The sequence below is a fragment of the Microcoleus sp. w2-18bC1 genome, assembly GCF_036700365.1.
Taxonomy (GTDB): domain Bacteria; phylum Cyanobacteriota; class Cyanobacteriia; order Cyanobacteriales; family Microcoleaceae; genus Microcoleus.
Window position 1 is genome coordinate 35,962 of the sequence record NZ_JAUBOS010000005.1, and the last position, 15,718, is coordinate 51,679.

The 15,718-nt window shown below is 46.1% G+C and carries 20 protein-coding genes; 10 read left to right on the forward strand and 10 right to left on the reverse strand.

Annotation, left to right across the window (positions count from 1 at the left end; translation table 11 throughout):
* Positions 1-76: 76 nt before the first annotated feature.
* The 4 genes from QT979_RS28955 to QT979_RS05060 form a co-directional block, all read right to left on the reverse strand.
* The gene (locus tag QT979_RS28955) at positions 77-157 is read right to left on the reverse strand and encodes a hypothetical protein (protein WP_445242648.1); all 81 of its coding nucleotides are present in this window, start codon (positions 155-157) and stop codon (positions 77-79) included.
* 24 nt (positions 158-181) lie between these two features.
* Positions 182-1,063, reverse strand: a complete 882-nt coding sequence (locus tag QT979_RS05050; protein ID WP_333214328.1) for a hypothetical protein — start codon at positions 1,061-1,063, stop codon at positions 182-184.
* Between the two features lie 101 nt (positions 1,064-1,164).
* Positions 1,165-1,770 (reverse strand): DUF1517 domain-containing protein, encoded by a 606-nt coding sequence (locus QT979_RS05055; protein ID WP_333308470.1) that lies wholly within the window; start codon positions 1,768-1,770, stop codon positions 1,165-1,167.
* Positions 1,771-2,235: 465 nt separating this feature from the next.
* Positions 2,236-2,778 (reverse strand): hypothetical protein, encoded by a 543-nt coding sequence (locus QT979_RS05060; protein WP_333216914.1) that lies wholly within the window; start codon positions 2,776-2,778, stop codon positions 2,236-2,238.
* Positions 2,779-3,135: 357 nt separating this feature from the next.
* Here QT979_RS05060 and rfbB point away from each other — a divergent pair, with 357 nt between their 5' ends.
* The 4 genes from rfbB to hpsJ-A all read left to right on the forward strand — a co-directional run bounded on the left by rfbB (position 3,136) and on the right by hpsJ-A (position 7,004).
* Positions 3,136-4,242: a dTDP-glucose 4,6-dehydratase gene (gene rfbB, locus QT979_RS05065; RefSeq protein ID WP_333233059.1), complete on the forward strand. Its 1,107-nt coding sequence runs from the start codon at positions 3,136-3,138 to the stop codon at positions 4,240-4,242.
* 386 nt (positions 4,243-4,628) lie between these two features.
* Positions 4,629-5,480, forward strand: coding sequence for a cyanoexosortase A (gene crtA / locus QT979_RS05070; RefSeq protein WP_333216918.1), 852 nt, complete (start codon positions 4,629-4,631; stop codon positions 5,478-5,480).
* Complete coding sequence (locus tag QT979_RS05075; protein ID WP_333216920.1) at positions 5,480-6,148, forward strand: cyanoexosortase A system-associated protein; 669 nt, start codon at positions 5,480-5,482, stop codon at positions 6,146-6,148. The genes crtA and QT979_RS05075 overlap by 1 nt, the downstream gene beginning before the upstream one ends.
* 178 nt (positions 6,149-6,326) lie before the next feature.
* Positions 6,327-7,004: an HpsJ-like protein, cyanoexosortase A-associated gene (hpsJ-A, locus tag QT979_RS05080; RefSeq protein WP_333216922.1), complete on the forward strand. Its 678-nt coding sequence runs from the start codon at positions 6,327-6,329 to the stop codon at positions 7,002-7,004.
* A 533-nt stretch (positions 7,005-7,537) separates the two neighbouring features.
* Here the strand turns inward: hpsJ-A and QT979_RS05085 are convergent.
* Positions 7,538-8,179, reverse strand: coding sequence for a cofactor assembly of complex C subunit B (locus tag QT979_RS05085; RefSeq protein ID WP_333217002.1), 642 nt, complete (start codon positions 8,177-8,179; stop codon positions 7,538-7,540).
* A gap of 111 nt (positions 8,180-8,290) precedes the next feature.
* Positions 8,291-9,022: a response regulator transcription factor RpaB gene (gene rpaB, locus QT979_RS05090; RefSeq protein WP_071587789.1), complete on the reverse strand. Its 732-nt coding sequence runs from the start codon at positions 9,020-9,022 to the stop codon at positions 8,291-8,293.
* 163 nt (positions 9,023-9,185) lie between these two features.
* Between rpaB and radA the strand changes: the two genes are divergently transcribed.
* The 6 genes from radA (at position 9,186) to QT979_RS05120 (ending at position 13,241) form a co-directional block, all read left to right on the forward strand.
* Entirely contained in the window at positions 9,186-10,742 is a 1,557-nt protein-coding gene (gene radA / locus QT979_RS05095; protein WP_333217003.1) for a DNA repair protein RadA, read from the forward strand.
* A gap of 45 nt (positions 10,743-10,787) precedes the next feature.
* Positions 10,788-11,024: a type II toxin-antitoxin system prevent-host-death family antitoxin gene (locus QT979_RS05100; protein WP_333217005.1), complete on the forward strand. Its 237-nt coding sequence runs from the start codon at positions 10,788-10,790 to the stop codon at positions 11,022-11,024.
* Positions 11,021-11,272 (forward strand): type II toxin-antitoxin system VapC family toxin, encoded by a 252-nt coding sequence (locus tag QT979_RS05105; RefSeq protein WP_333308473.1) that lies wholly within the window; start codon positions 11,021-11,023, stop codon positions 11,270-11,272. The genes QT979_RS05100 and QT979_RS05105 overlap by 4 nt, the downstream gene beginning before the upstream one ends.
* A gap of 166 nt (positions 11,273-11,438) precedes the next feature.
* Positions 11,439-11,663, forward strand: a complete 225-nt coding sequence (locus QT979_RS05110; RefSeq protein ID WP_333177424.1) for a type II toxin-antitoxin system HicB family antitoxin — start codon at positions 11,439-11,441, stop codon at positions 11,661-11,663.
* Between the two features lie 322 nt (positions 11,664-11,985).
* Positions 11,986-12,840 (forward strand): TIGR02587 family membrane protein, encoded by an 855-nt coding sequence (locus QT979_RS05115; RefSeq protein WP_333216949.1) that lies wholly within the window; start codon positions 11,986-11,988, stop codon positions 12,838-12,840.
* Positions 12,837-13,241 (forward strand): TIGR02588 family protein, encoded by a 405-nt coding sequence (locus tag QT979_RS05120; protein WP_333216951.1) that lies wholly within the window; start codon positions 12,837-12,839, stop codon positions 13,239-13,241. Before QT979_RS05115 ends, QT979_RS05120 begins: the two co-directional genes overlap by 4 nt.
* A 171-nt stretch (positions 13,242-13,412) precedes the next feature.
* Here the strand turns inward: QT979_RS05120 and QT979_RS05125 are convergent, their stop codons facing one another.
* From QT979_RS05125 to QT979_RS05140, 4 genes are read right to left on the reverse strand one after another with little or no spacing between them, the layout of a single operon-like run.
* Entirely contained in the window at positions 13,413-14,006 is a 594-nt protein-coding gene (locus QT979_RS05125) for a CPBP family intramembrane glutamic endopeptidase (protein ID WP_333216953.1), read from the reverse strand.
* 31 nt (positions 14,007-14,037) lie between these two features.
* Positions 14,038-15,120: a DUF3326 domain-containing protein gene (locus tag QT979_RS05130; protein WP_333308475.1), complete on the reverse strand. Its 1,083-nt coding sequence runs from the start codon at positions 15,118-15,120 to the stop codon at positions 14,038-14,040.
* Positions 15,117-15,308 carry a hypothetical protein gene (locus QT979_RS05135; protein ID WP_190738159.1) on the reverse strand — a complete coding sequence of 64 codons (192 nt, stop codon included), beginning with the start codon at positions 15,306-15,308 and terminating at the stop codon, positions 15,117-15,119. The genes QT979_RS05130 and QT979_RS05135 overlap by 4 nt, the downstream gene beginning before the upstream one ends.
* Positions 15,309-15,365: 57 nt before the next feature.
* Positions 15,366-15,683, reverse strand: coding sequence for a 2Fe-2S iron-sulfur cluster-binding protein (locus QT979_RS05140; RefSeq protein ID WP_333054544.1), 318 nt, complete (start codon positions 15,681-15,683; stop codon positions 15,366-15,368).
* Positions 15,684-15,718: the final 35 nt, after the last annotated feature.

Genomic DNA, 15,718 nt, shown 5'->3' on the forward strand with positions numbered 1-15,718 from the left:
TTGTCACCTACATACTAATGTAGAAATTAAATCACATATTTTTTTGGTCTGGGGGAAACAGAGAAGGCTAAATCAATTATTCCAAAGTTTTCACTCTCCCTACCTGCGGCGGCGTGGCATCGGGAGAATATATAAAATCAACTTTTACCGATGTCATTTGCTGATTTTTGCCATCTTCAACTCAGCGCCTTCTACTCCCGAAAGAGCGATTCCGACTCGGTTGACGAGAATTCCTGCCACTACCAAAACTTGGCTGCCGCTTGTTTTGATTTTGACGTGGCTGCGGCGATCGCCTCAAAGTGCTGCCACCGTAACCCGAACCGGTCGATCGATTGCCATTTGGACGTACTGAGGGTCTTACTGGCTGGTTGTATGTGGGCGATCGCAGGCGGCCGGTTGTCCTTAAAACTTGACGGTTTCTCACCTCTGGAGGCGGAGTTCGGTAGCGAGTTTGATATTGGTTAACAGCTTGACCGTAAGTATTGCCATAGCCGCCATATCCTGTCATAATTCCCGGCTGATAGACTGGCGGCATATAATATTGCGGTCTAAATAACAAACTGCCGATCGCCTGACCGGCAACAGCTCCAGCAAACGGCGCCCAGAAGCCAGATTGCTGCCGTACTACTACGGTTTGTGGCTGACCGGTTTGAGGATTAGGAACAGTTTCGGTAACGTTGTGGACGTACTCAATTTTAAAATCTTCTGTCAAATGCAAAACCGCTTGATTGTTATCCAAGTTTAGATAACTTTTCTTGCCTGCTGATATTTCTTCATCTGTTAAGCGAGCCATTTGCAAATCCCTAGTCCGGTAAACTGGGGGACTGCCGGCGGGAGTATTCAGCAACATCAAACTGTATTCGCCATCCGCATCGTCGTAGGTAGCTTGCTGTACAGGATATTGACCTTGAGCCAAGTTATTGTTTGGTGCAGGACGCACTGTGTTAATATTTGGATTGCCAGCAGGATTTGTAGAAGTTTGTCTACTAGGAGAACCGCAGGCGGTTGCCGTCCATAAAAAAGTTAAAGCCATTAAATAAATTGTCAGTCTTCGCAGCATCATAAATAGTAATTGGTAATTGGGCATTGGGCATCGCGCATGGGGCAGCGCGCATTGGTAGCAAATAACTAATAACTAATAACTAATAACTAATTACTCCTTCCTTAAAGGGGAATAAGTTCTGGGAAATTGACCAACACTTGGTCGTTGGTAAGTTCGTCTCCCAACTGTGCGGGAGAAAAGTGAACTTGCACAGCTCGGAGCCTTTCTTGGTAATGTAAATTAATCAGTGCTTTTAAACCGACTTTAAGCGCGCTGATGTCAGCGAGGTCAGTTTCTAGGGCAGGAACTTCGCCTTCATAAGCAACTGTCAGCATCACCACCACATTTCTAGTTACCGGCAAAGACAAGGGGGATTTTTTATCGTAAACAGATGTACTGTATTGAGGCTCGCTGAGATAGCGATCGGCTGAATCAGTGAAAAGTTCATCCACATAATCGCCGGCTTCGCCTTCATTCCAAAAAACATCGCCTTCATTGGCGGCTGCTTGCCAGTAGTTGTCGTACTGCAACAGGTGATTGCAAATTTCTACAAGACCTTCTCCTAAAACTGCTATGTCGCCATCGGCATCAATTGCTTCTCTGGCGGTGCGATTGAGAAGTCCTAACAGCGGTGCAACTTCTTCGCCTGTTAGGTGAACGAACACCCGGCAAACTGCCAATCTAGTTTTACCTGTAAATTGATTGAATCGATCGCGCCAAGCATTCATAATAACCTCTAGTTGTAATCTGTAGGGCTATATTTCCAACGATAGCAGGCGATTTGCACTCTTGCCGTCTAACCTCAGATTGATATCGAGGGCATTTTGAGCGATCGCCTCGGCAGCGTACTGTCTCGCTTTGACTCATCTAATTTTATAACAGTTTTCAATCGGATCAAATACAGTTCAAATACAGTAGGGAAACGGCACAGCATTGTCCTGACGGAGAGCGGCGACTTTTAATAATTGCTATGAGATTGATGATTGTAGCCAGAGTTTTTTTTATTTAGCTTAATTCGGCGTTCCTTTGCTTTGCCGAAATATGAGATTGTGTGCTATCGATTCATCTGTCTATTGTTGGCAGTGCTTCGCGATGCCCGGACAAGAAATTGTAGGCTAGATAATTTCCACTCAAAAAACCTCCAATCTTAGAAGATTGGAGGTGCGCTAAGCGAATACTTTGGTTTGAGATAACTATTTGACGATCGCGCTTTGGACTTGTTCGATCGCAATTTCAGAACTCAACTCAGCACCTGGCGAAACTGGCAAATCCAGCTCGCCGCCTGGAGCTTCTGGGTGTTCGCGAACGACTGCAACCGCATCTGCTGACTCAGCTACAGCACCCGCCGCCGTCAAATCGAGCAAGGCAGGAACTTCCATGTGTCCAGAAACACCTGCATCTGCGATCGGAGCCGACTCTTCAAAAACTTCAAAATTATCGGTCATCGCAGCGCAAGCAGCAGAGGCGCGCTTGCCGGCACGGTAGCTCATGTAGGCCGCTCCGCCACCCAAAACTCCAGCCAAACCTAGGAAACCGAGAGCTGCTGTTTTGTATGATTTCCACGGATTCATGCGCTCCGAGCCGCCAGAACCTAGGATCGTTGTCGCAGAACCAGATTTAGCTGCCCCTGATTTGCTGTAGGAACAGGGGAAAGCAGATGCGGCGTCACCTATGGCGATGCTGCTTGCGATCGCGACGACGGAAGCAATGCCAGCTAACACTTGAAACTTCTTCATGGTGCTGTGCAGATTGTAAAGGATAATTAAAAAATTAATGGTAACAGCTCTTTACAAATGTATCAACTCTGCGCGCCGCCCATATCGAGGATCGATCGCAAAAGTCAGCTATAGCCTCACACAATTCAAATTTAAAATTGCCAGATTACACATCTGAAATGCTTATTCTGTAAGCATTTGGACTAACAGCTCGGTAGAAGTTCAAGTTTTGTGAACCAATACTTCGATCGCGCCCAAATTACAAAATCTGAGGTGAGACAGTAGAAATTTTAATTACAGAGTGGCAAACAGTTGGTGACAAACTACTTTTAAGGCTACTTTTGTAAAGGCTTAGTTATTGGAATAACTCTTATTTTTATGACAGACAACGCGACTCAAGGCATTGAGCGAGCTCCTCGCCGATTGTTGGTGACGGGCGGGGCTGGATTTATCGGCTCGAATTTTGTGCATCACTGGTGCAGCAGCTATCCGGGCGATCGAGTAGTCGTACTCGACGCTTTAACCTACGCCGGAAACAGACAAACCCTGACAACTTTGGAAGGAGGCGAAAATTTTCGGTTTGTGCAGGGGGATATTTGCGATCGAACCTTAGTCGATACCTTGCTCAAAGAAGAAAACATCACCACAGTCGCCCACTTTGCTGCAGAATCCCACGTTGACAGGTCAATTATCGGGCCTGCCGCCTTTGTTCAAACCAACGTTGTCGGAACCTTCACACTGTTAGAAGCCTTCCGCAAGCATTTTGAAGCAATTGATGAGGCATCTCTCAAAGCACAAATGCGCTTCCTCCACGTTTCTACCGACGAAGTTTACGGCAGTCTCAGCCCCGATGACCCAGCCTTCACAGAAACAACCGCCTACTCGCCCAACAGTCCCTACTCAGCCTCCAAAGCTGGCAGCGACCACCTCGCCCGCGCCTATTTCCACACCTACGGCGTCCCGACAATTATCACCAACTGTTCCAACAATTACGGCCCCTATCACTTCCCAGAAAAGCTCATTCCATTAATGTGCATCAATATGTTATTGGGCAAACCGCTGCCAGTATACGGCGACGGTCAAAACGTGCGAGATTGGCTCTACGTTCTCGACCACTGCCGCGCTTTAGATGCCGTTATTCACCGTGGTCAGCCTGGGGAAACCTACAATGTTGGTGGCAACAACGAGGTCAAAAATCTCGATTTAGTCAGAATGCTGTGTCAGCTAATGGACGAATTAGCTTCTGATTTACCCGCCCGTCCTTGCGAACAATTGATCACATTTGTCAAAGACAGAGCCGGGCATGATCGGCGTTATGCTATCGATGCCACCAAAATTAAAACCGAGTTAGGTTGGACTCCCTCAGTAACAGTTGAAGAAGGTTTGCGACAGACTGTAGAATGGTACTTAGCCCATCGGGAGTGGTGGGAACCCCTGCTTTCGGAGGAATATCAAACTTACTACCGGAAAGTCTACTCTAACTAATCTACTCATGGACGCACGGGCTACCACGAACCAGAACCACTAAAAAACTGGTTTTTCAGCTCAAGAGTGCGTCCAGAAAGGTTTCTGTCTTGCCTTCAAGCTTTACATTTTAACTTTTGGCGCAGAAACCGGGTTTGACGGAGGAAAATCTTTCGTTAAGTGCGATCGATCCGAGTTAAAAAATCAGTTTTCTTTTGTCTTTGCTCCTAACTTCAGATTGAATTAGGTGAAGGTAGATATCACACATATTTGCTCTTGTCAATCTTTGTGAAGATTTAGTGAAAAATCATCCCAAACGCATAAATTTAAGTGTTTGTAGCTGATAATTTTAATAGAGTTACAAGCTTAAGCCTTTTAGAAGCTTTTAGGAAAAACAAAAAGCAGCAATGACCGAAATAAACTCGCTCAAGCACATCCAAGAACCTAAATACTGGCTGTTAGGCATCGCCTCCGGTTTGATTGCCATACACCTAACTCTGACTTCCAGAACAAACGACACTGACCTGTTCGGTACAATGTTACTTTTTTGGGGAGTCGTAGCATTTTTAATTTGGGAAAGGCACGAATCCTTAACTTTTGAAAGCGGAATTTTCGCCAGCGTCTTTGGGTCATCGTTAATTGCTTTAATTTTGCTAAAAAGCTCGTCGATATCTGGATACGACTTTTTCATCCGAGCAACGCCTTTTTTGTCAGGAATCAGTCTTGCATTGCTCGCTTCCGGCACAAAAGGACTGAAACAATATTGGCAGGAACTTCTAATTCTTGGCTATACAGCTATTCCTCCCGGATTAATCGGAGTCTTCGTTGATGTCGCCCTATTAACAGCAAAATTTTCAGCTTTCCTCCTGCACTATATAGGATTTGAAGTGGTGCGGAAAGGGGTTTTTCTCATCCTGGAAAAGGGCAGCGTGGAAGTGTATCACGGCTGTTCCGGCGTAAATGCGATGCTACAATTGTTAGGACTAGCTCTGGTTTTCTTACTGATGTTTCCTACCACTACGGGTCAGAAAATTGTATTGCCATTCGTAGCCATAATTACTGCATTTCTAGTTAATGCCGCGCGAGTTGGTCTCCTGGCAGTGCTGGTATCGCTATCTAAACCAGAAGCATTTAAATACTGGCACGAAGGAAATGGTTCGGTAATATTTTCGATGATTGCTGTATTTATTTTCGGGTTATTCTGCTGGTTCGCAATTTTGAAAGACCAACCCCCAAATCAGGAAGGACAGAATTGCTAATGGCTATTACCTCTTGGAAACCACTTAGGCTTTCCCTGTTGGCTGTTACTTTGGGAGGCGTTTTGTTGGTTGCCGGAAAATTGGTTTTCTATCCATCGGATGGCAAGAATGTGGCAACCCCGTTTGAGTTTCCCGAGTCGGTGCCTCTAGCCGATTGGAAACTAAACAAGAGCGCGCTTCTGGAAATTAAGGAAAATTCAGAATTCAAAGCTGCCAGGAAATATGAATATCAAAAAAATAGCATGGATCTAGAAATAGAGATGCGCTATGCGGTAAACACCATTGGGGATGTGGAAGGTATGATGAAAGGACATACTATTCTCAAGTCGTATCCTGTTAAACTAGCATTGGCAAACACTCAAGGCGCGGGGTTTCACGGAATTTTGCAACAGCAAAATCGACTGTATTTGAGTTCGTGTATCAATCCTAATGGCAGTGCTACAGTAACTTCCCAACAGTTTAGATATAATCGAAATACTCGCGATTGGCAGCCAAACCGTATTCTGTTTTGGTTGTTAGGTAGGGGAAATATTCAAGACCGGCGCTGTTTGTGGACTCAGATGTCTGTGCCTTTGGATAAAACAACTCCAGAAGATGCCAAAAAAATTCTAGAGAATGCTTGGGTTTCTTGGTATGAGTGGTGGCAACCGCGATTCCCCGATCCTTGACTCGATTCAGTAGATTTTAGCTTTTAGCTTTTAGCTTTTAGCTTTACTCCACAGGTGAATCTGGAAGCTTGAACAAGAGTCTAAAATTTTTGACTCTCCACGACTGTTGTCGGGAGCTTGTATCCGTTCTTGAGCGGGGTCAAGAGAGATTTTTCTTAACAACAACTCTGATTATTTTATGAATGACTTACAAGGCGAACAAGGTTTTTCTATCTACAGACTGCGTTGGATTGGCTACGGTCTATTAATTTTGTCTGTATTAGATACAATTGCAGTTCTTATACCAGCAAATTTTGGTAATCGCCTCTGGGAATTGCAGACGATTGGGGCTGTAGTGGAACGAGTGCCAGTTCCTCTACTGGCAATGGCGCTGATATTTTTTGGCGAAGGATACGATCGCAGAGCCTTGGAAGACGTTTTTTTGAAGGTTTTGTCTTGGGTGTGTCTGCTGCTAGGTCTGCTTTTTCTGTTGATGCTGCCTTTGGGAATTTTTGGCACTATCTACGTCAACAACCAAAACAACCAGCAAATTACTACTCAAGCAAACCAACAATTAGCTCAGTTGCAGCAGGTGGAAGAACGGCTGAATAAGGGTAGTCCTGAAGATTTAAGGAATTTGGCCGGGGAACTTACCCGTTTGGGAGTACCAGCGGATACGCAAAACCCACAGCAATTGAAAGAGCAAATTCTTTCGAGAATTACCCCGGCTAAGGAAAGGTTACAGACGCAAAGTGCTGCGGTTCAGTCTAGTCAGCGCTTGGGGTTATTTAAAAATGCTATTAAGTGGCTACTGGGCGCGCTAATTTCTAGTGTTTTGTTTTTTACGCTGTGGCGCGGTACTGACTGGGCTCGGTAGTAGTTTTGAGTTTTGAGTTGCGATTTGTGAGCTAGTAAGGTGCGCTAGGTGCACCCGGAAAGTCTTGTTGAGGATTAAGGTGCGCCCTGTACACGCCGCCCGCGTCTTGGTGGTTAAGAAGACCCTCAAACCCTGGAAATTTCGTTGGGTGCAGCGCTGGCTCTTCTTCTTTTCAAAAGATATCGGTAATAAATCTTGTTTATTGCCGATAGCAAACACCGAGAATGATGCAAATCCGTCGTTAGCGCAGTCCTCGAAGAGGAGCGCACCAAGACGCGGTCTGGCATTGTGAAATCCACAATTTAAAATCTAAAATTCACAATCTAAAATCCACAATCTAAAATCCACAATCCACAATCTAAAATCTAAAATCTAAAATCCACAATCTAAAATCCACAATCTAAAATCTAAAATCCACAATCTAAAATCCACAATCTAAAATCTAAAATCTAAAATCCACAATCCACAATCTAAAATCTAAAATCTAAAATCCACAATCCACAATCCACAATCTAAAATCTAAAATCTAAAATCTAAAATCGATTGATGGTATTTTCTAGTTTGTCGGCAATGCCTTCAACCCAGTTTTCATCTTGTTTTGTATAGCTGCGGGGCGCGTTAGCACCTAAGATTAAAACGCCTTGGCTGCCGATAGGTTGACAGATGACTCCTTGGGTATTTTCTGGCAAATAGTCAAATTCAATTTTGCCGGGATAAATATTGAGATTTACTAAATAAACTGGTTTATTTTTGTCGAGAACTCGCTGCAAAATCGGTCCTGGTTTGACTTCGGGATTGATGCCTAAAATACCGCGTCGCAATAAAACTTTTCCCTGATACACAATGACGATCGACCTTGTGGCGGTATTTGTCAACAGCAAACGCGACGCCCAGGCTAATTCTATTTTCACGGCATCCGGCAAATCCGGCGCAAATTCAAAACCTTCTTCGCCGATAAGTTTTACGGAATCGGGCGATCGCGCTTGCACCTGCTGCCACAGCAAACCTGTTAAAATCAGCAAAGCGCTGATAATTACTCCCAAAGCGTCCGATCGAGCTTGAGAATCTGTAATTTGCTCTGTCAGCAACCGATTTACCATTAGCAGCGTACCTGCTAACCCTCCTGCAACTAAGGGCAATTGCCGCAAAACTTTATTGGGATCAGATTTAGTCATTAGTCATTAGTCATTAGTCATTAGTCATTAGTCATTAGTCATTGGTCATTGGTAATTGGTAGTTGGTAATTTAACTAATGCCAACTGCCAACTGCCAACTGCCAAGTGACTTTATCCTACTTCTCCAATTTCGACAATTCGCTGGAAGAGATAACCGGTGCCACGGGCGGTGAGAATTAATTCGGGATTGCTGGGGTCGTCTTCCAACTTTGCCCTCAGCCGCGAGATGTGAACGTCCACTACGCGGGTGTCTACGTGGCGTTCTGGCGTGTATCCCCACACTTCCTGCAAAATTTCTGATCGGGAAAAAGGCTCTCCAGAACGGCTGACAAGCAGTTCTAACAGGCTGAATTCCATGCCAGTGAGCCGAATTCGTTCGTCGCCTTTGTAAACTTGGCGCTTGTTGGTGTCAATCCTAATATTGGTGACGTGGATGACTCCGGAACTAGGAATTCCCGATGCGCCGTTTTTGTCAACCCTCCGCAGTACCGAACGGATGCGGGCTTCGAGTTCTTTGGGAGAGAAAGGTTTGACGACGTAATCGTCGGCACCCAATTCTAAACCGGTGATGCGATCGGCTACGTCTCCCAAAGCAGTTAGCATGATGATCGGTACGTCTGACTCTTTACGCAACTCCTGACAGACGCCATAACCGTCTAGCTTCGGCATCATCACGTCCAAAACCACTAAGTCGGGTTCGGTGTTGCGAAATGTTTCGAGAGCTTCTTCGCCGTCAGCTGCGGTGACGACATCGTAGCCAATCATGGAAAGGCGAGTCTCCAGAATGCGGCGGATACTGGCTTCGTCATCGACTACCAGAATTTTTTCTTTATGGTTTTCCAAGTTACCGAGCACTCCTTAAGTTACATTTCAGATAATGTTATTTTTTTGTACCCTATCATAGAAGACACAAATTGAATCATGGGCGGTGATCGGTCTGAAAGCTTGATAATTGCTTTAACTCAGACTTTTCTAAATTTTAAGGGTGACTATTTATCATAAAACAATGCCTAAGCCTCGAATACAATATATTTGTCGGGAATGCGGCTATGATTCACCACAATATTTTGGCAGATGTCCTAGCTGTCAGAAGTGGGATTCTTTTGACGAGCAGTTAGAGCAACCTACTGCTGGTGTGCCGCGGGCTGGTTTAACTGGGGTGACAACTAAGACAGTGGGCGGTTCGCCCCCTGATAAGTCGAAGGGTCAACCAAGGGTATCTTTCAGATTATCGCAGATTTCCGACCAAACTCAGTCTCGCTGGCCTTCTGGTTACGGGGAACTCGATCGAGTTTTGGGAGGGGGGATTGTTCCGGGCTCGCTGGTGTTGATTGGGGGGGAACCGGGAATCGGCAAATCGACGCTGCTGTTGCAGGTGGCGAATATGTTGGCCCGCAAGGATCGGATACTGTATGTGAGTGCGGAGGAGTCCGGCCAGCAGGTGAAGTTGCGATCGCAGCGTTTGGGCGTCGCTAATCCGGTTGATTTGTCAAGCAACGGCGGGCATAAATCTGGCAGTAACGGGGAAGCTAAAAGGGATTCCGAGGACAATTCAGCGGAGAATTTCTACTTGCTTCCAGAGACGGATTTAGAAGTTGTTTTGCGGGAGTTGGAAGCGCTGAAACCGAATGTGGCGGTGATTGACAGTATCCAAACTATTTATTTTGCTAGTTTAACATCCGCTCCGGGTTCGGTGGCTCAGGTGCGGGAATGTACGTCTGCTTTGATGCAGGTTGCGAAAAGGGAAAATATTACTTTATTTATTGTCGGTCACGTTACGAAAGATGGAGCTTTGGCGGGGCCGAGGGTTTTGGAACATTTGGTAGATACTGTACTGTATTTTGAGGGCGATCGCTTTGCTTCTCATCGACTTTTGCGATCGATGAAAAACCGTTTTGGCGCGACTCACGAAATCGGTGTTTTTGAAATGGTAGCCAACGGTTTGCGAGAAGTAGATAATCCGTCGGAGTTGTTTTTAGGGAACAGAGATGAATTTTCTCCCGGTACTTCGACGACTGTTACTTGTGAAGGAACTCGACCGATTTTAGTGGAAATTCAGGCGTTAGTTAGCCCTGCAAGTTTTGGTTCGCCTCGCCGCACTACTACTGGTGTGGATAATGCTAGATTGCAGCAAATTTTAGCTGTTTTGGAGAAAAGGGTGGGGATTCCTTTATCTAAATTAGATGTGATTTTGGCGACGGTGGGCGGGTTGAAGGTGGATGAACCGGCGGCGGATTTGGCGGTTGCTATCGCCGTTGTGGCCAGTTTTCGCGATCGGGTGGTTGATGCACGCACTGTTTTGCTTGGGGAAGTGGGTTTGGGGGGACAGGTGCGGCCGGTTTCGCAATTAGAGTTGCGGCTGAGGGAGGCGGCGAAATTGGGTTTCAAAAGAGCCATTATTCCTAAGAATCAACCGGTGCCAGAGTTAGGGATGGAGATTATCCCGGTGGCGAGGGTAATCGATGCAATTATTGCGGCGATTCCGGCTACTCCCGCTCAGTTGCAGCCTGGTGATTTAGAGTTTCAGCCTGTTGATTTGGAGGAAGAGGATTTATCGAATTGAGTTAAAATAGTGATGCTGTAGATTGACTGTAATCAGGCAAAAAATATGTATCAAGTAGACATTGTTGAGGCAAAAGAAAAGCTTCTGGAATTAATCGCAGCGGCGATGAGAGGCGAAGAAGTGGCGATTACTCAAGACAACCAGCCTGTTGTAAAATTGGTAGGAATACCGCCAGCTAATAAGAAGCGATGGCCGTCCAAAGCTGGGAGTGCTAAGGGAATGGTTTGGATGTCGGATGATTTTGACGAACCGCTAGAAGAGTTTAAGGAGTATATGGAATGAGGTTGTTGTTGGACACTCATACTTTCATTTGGTATGTGACAGACAACCCTAGACTTAGCGCCCATGTCAAACTGCTAATTGAGGATGAAAATAACGAGAAGCTAGTCAGTATAGCTAGCATCTGGGAAATGGCGATTAAGCACAGCATAGGCAGGCTAAACTTTAGTCTGCATTTTATGGAGTTTGTCAGACAGCAACTCAGTGTTAGCAATATTGGGCTACTAGAGATTAATCTCAACCATATTTAGGTTGTAGCTTCACTGCCTTTGCATCACCGCGATCCATTTGACAGGTTGATAATTGCACAATCTATGGCGGAACAGATACCTATTTTGAGCGTTGATGCTATTTTTAAGGCTTATGCGATCGCGCGGCTGTAGTGAATTAAGTTAGTTTAAAAATAAAGAGGCGAAGATGAAACAATTTAGAATCATCATTGAAAAACATTCCGATGGTTATGTAGCCTATCCCCTTGGTATCAAAGGTGCCGTAGTTGGTGAAGGTGACACCTATGAAGAAGCCTTAGCTGATGTCAAGTCAGCTATTCGCTGCTACATCGAAGTATTTGGCAAAGAAACAATGGAAAACGAATCACCCGCGATCGAGACTTTTTTAGTAGAAGCAGAGGTGGCTATTTAATGTCAAAGTTTCCTGTCGATGCTTCTAAAAGACGAGTCATCAGAACATTTCAGTTGTTGGGTTTTCGGATTATTAGAGAACGTGAACATATTGTCATGGTGCGATAGAATCAGGATGGCACGTAGACTCCGTTAGTAATGCCTAACCACGAGCAAATAAAATCAGGGACACTGAGAGCAATTTGTACTCAGACGGGAATTTCTAGAGAGGAATTTTTAATAGCTTATGCACAAAGTTGAGTGCAGATGCTATCTACGATAACACTTGAAATATGTCAAATTAGAGATTGCCTTTTTTGAGGTGCATTTTCTTTCAATCAAACATGAAGAAATCAAAAAGACGTAAAAATCAGTGGTCAAATGAACTAAACGACATCATCCGAGGTGCATCGGGTGGCTTTTTGTTCGGGATTCCCCTGCTTTATACGATGGAGGTTTGGTGGATCGGTTCGCATACTACACCAGCGGAAATGTCGATCGCGATCGCAACTACTTTTATCGTCGTTTTCTTGTTGACTCGCACGGAAGGTTTTCGCAAAACTCAAGACATCCGCTGGCTAGAGGCTGCAATCGATACCGTAGAAGCGATGGCTATCGGCATTTTCTGCGCGGCTTTTGTCCTGTTTTTGCTCAGGGAAATTACGCCGGAGACTCCGCTGCAAGAAACTTTGGGGAAAATCATCTTTGAAGGTCTGCCGTTTGCGTTGGGAGTAGCCCTGGCAAACGGTTTCTTGAGCGGCGATCGCTATCAAAGCTCAGACAGCGAAAAGGAACCTACCATTAATGCAACTGTAGCAGATATCGGCGCTACTTTAATCGGCGCGATGATAATTGCTTTCAACATCGCCCCAACTGACGAAATTCCCATGCTAGCAGCAGGTATTTCGCCACCTAGACAATTAGCAATTATCGCCGCTTCGCTGCTAATTTCCTACGGTATTGTATTTGTAGCAGGCTTTACTTATCAAGCAAAACGACAGCAGCAGCAAGGGATTTTTCAGCGTCCCCTCAGCGAAACTGTCATGGCCTATTTAGTGTCGCTGGCTGCTTCTGCATTTATGATGTTTTTCTTCCACAAACTCAGTTTTGACGACCCGTGGTCGATTTGGTTAAACTATACGTTAGTATTGGGACTGCCCGCGGCTGTTGGTGGCGCGGCGGGAAGGTTAGCGGTATGAGTGAAAGTAATAACGAACAGCAAGAAAAAAGAACTCCTGCTGAATGGGTGACATTTGCGATCGCCTGCTTGATCCTTTTTACCCTCACCGGACTGGTAATCTACAACTGGGTGACTAAAAAGCAGGAACCTCCGGTTATTTCTGTCACTCGGAACACACCAATTCGCGAAAATCAAGGGCAATTTTACGTACCGTTTACAGTGACAAACACGGGCGGCGAAACGGCTGAATCAGTGCAAATTATTGCCGAATTGCGCGTAAATGGCGAAGTTGTAGAATCCGGCGATCAACAAATTGATTTTTTGTCAACCGGCGAAACTCAAGAAGGAGCTTTTATTTTCAGCCGCAACCCCAGTCAAGGTGAGTTGATTGTGCGATCGAGCAGCTACAAACTGCCTTAACACAGATAAAACTCGGCGGTTAAAACCTTTTCACCTCTGTGCAATCTTCCTCTTCCTTCGCGCCCTTAGCGTCTTCGCGGTTCGTTCAATCTAAAAACCCCCTTGCGCGTTGGCATTTATTGCTATATTCCGCGCAGGCGCGATTTCAATCGCTTTGGAATAGCGATCGACCTACCGCTTCACCACATTATTTTCCCACTTCCAAACACAGCTAGAAATCAAATTCGTACAGATATGAGCCGTAATTGGCACTAACAAATTCCCAGTAGCTAAAACGCTGTAACCCAACAGCAATCCGACAGCAGTTGCCCAAACAGCATAAGGCCACTGATCCATGCCTCCCAAGTGCAGAATGCCGAAACAAAAACTCGATAAAACTATACCGGTAACATTCAATCCCAAAGCAGACAGCATCACGCCTCGAAATAGCAATTCTTCGCTAAGTCCGGGCAGGAGTCCCAGCCAAATCAAATCTGGCCAAAACAAAGGTTTGAGCACTACTTCCAAGTAAACGTCTGCACTCCGGCGATAACCCGGCCAGAGGTGATAAACGATCGCACTCCCACCTGTAATTGCCAGTCCGATCGCAAATCCTTTGAGCAAGTCCATTCCTATCAATTTGACTGGCAAAAGTGATACCGATCCAAATAGCAACCACAATTTAGCAACAGCCAGCAACATAATTGCTGTCACGCCCATTGCTATTAAAACTTGGGTGCGCGTCAAGGGTTCAATTTCAGGATTTCCGGGAAGTTTTTCTGCCACTTAATCACTTTTAGATTTGAGGTTTGAGATTTTAGATTTGTTTTGTTGAGTCAGACAAACAACGCAGGGAGGAGATTTCTGCACCCAAGGAAGCTGGACTGATGCCGGCCCGCAAAGCGACCAAAACTCCGATCGCCTCTAAATATGAGTTTACCTGCAAAGCTTTGATTCCGAGTTTTTCTGAAGTCGCCTGCATCTGGGTTTTGTTGTCGCCCACAGCGATGATTTGTACGGACGATCGCCCACTCAAACTCAGAATAGCACTGCCGCCGCAGGCTGTGGCGGGTATCACTACCGCATCGACTCGATCAGCGGTAATTGATAATTGATTGTGCTGCTGGCTTTCTGGCGCTACCAATTGGGGAGCTTTGCCCAGGCCGGCAAGCACGCAAGGTAGGAAAGTATAGCCGATTTCCTCAGCAGCAGATCGCGGGGACAGGTGCGGATCGAGGGGAAGTGGGGAAAGCGCGGGGGCGTGGGCGCAGGGGATTTTAAACGTCCTGACGATGAGGTGGCTGATGACAGCTTCGGCGCCGGCGAGGGGGTCAACTCCTTTGCCGCGGCGGTAGTTTTCGAGGGCGAGGCTGCCTTCATCGTCGGGAAATCTGGCCACAACTGCGATCGCCTCTACTCTTGCTTGTTTAATTAATTTTTCTGCAGCGCGCAATAAACTGTCTGGATTGCCGATCGTCCCCCAGGATGCCCCTGATTCAGAAATACGCAATTCTACTTGCAGAGGGCGATCGGTTAAAACACAATCAGTTATATTCAAGCCCAATGTAGCTCTAGCAGCATCAACGGCTTGCAAGTGGCGCAACTGCAAGTCTGGTTCAATCGCGGAATCTAGGATTAAGCCGATGCGATTTTGATGTACCGGTTGCAGCCCCCAGCATCCGGCAGCAAATTTGTCAAGGGCGTAACCTTCAACGTAGAGAGCGTTAGGTATCGGCCAATAAAGTTGAGCGCCGTTGAGGACGTTGGGGTGAGTGATCAGGGTATCAGAAATTTGGGCGATCGCCCTAGCCACCGGCAGCGCATCTCCTGCAAACCCACCAATCGATGCTCCAACGCCTGTGGGGACTATCAAAACCACTGTCAAAGGGCGGGGGTTCACGATGTTGCGGGGGATGCTTCCACGAGCACGTAGCCTTCTACCACAGCCTTTTGCCGATCGACATCCACGTCTGTGACTGCCCACCGCAGGGGTTCGCCGTACTTTTGCAGTTCAATTTCGATAGCCGAGTGCAGTTGCTCGGCGGTCTCGTGGAGGTCAACTTCTGCGGAAATGAAATGGGTGGTCATAGGGCGATCCATAGTGGTTTTACCGCTAACGGTACTTAGGTCAATTTTAGCTTAGTGCTAGGATTTACCGAATTGGCGATCGTACACAATGTCTTCTTTTTCGGTTTCTATCTTCAAGTTCGATCGGGGATAAGCAACGCACAGCAACACATAACCTTCTGCCTGAAGTTCGGGACTCACGCCCATGCCATCAACTTGATCGACTTGACCCTCAATAATTTTAGCAGCGCAAGTAGTACAAACACCCGCATTGCAAGAACTCGGCAACTCAATGCCGGCAGCGTTGGCGGCGCGGAGAATTTGTTTATCTTCGGGTACTTCTACGGTATAGGTAGAGCCTTGGTGGATCAATTCAACAGTGTAAGTCTTAGACATATATCAATTATTGGTTTTAATTCCCCAATTGGAAT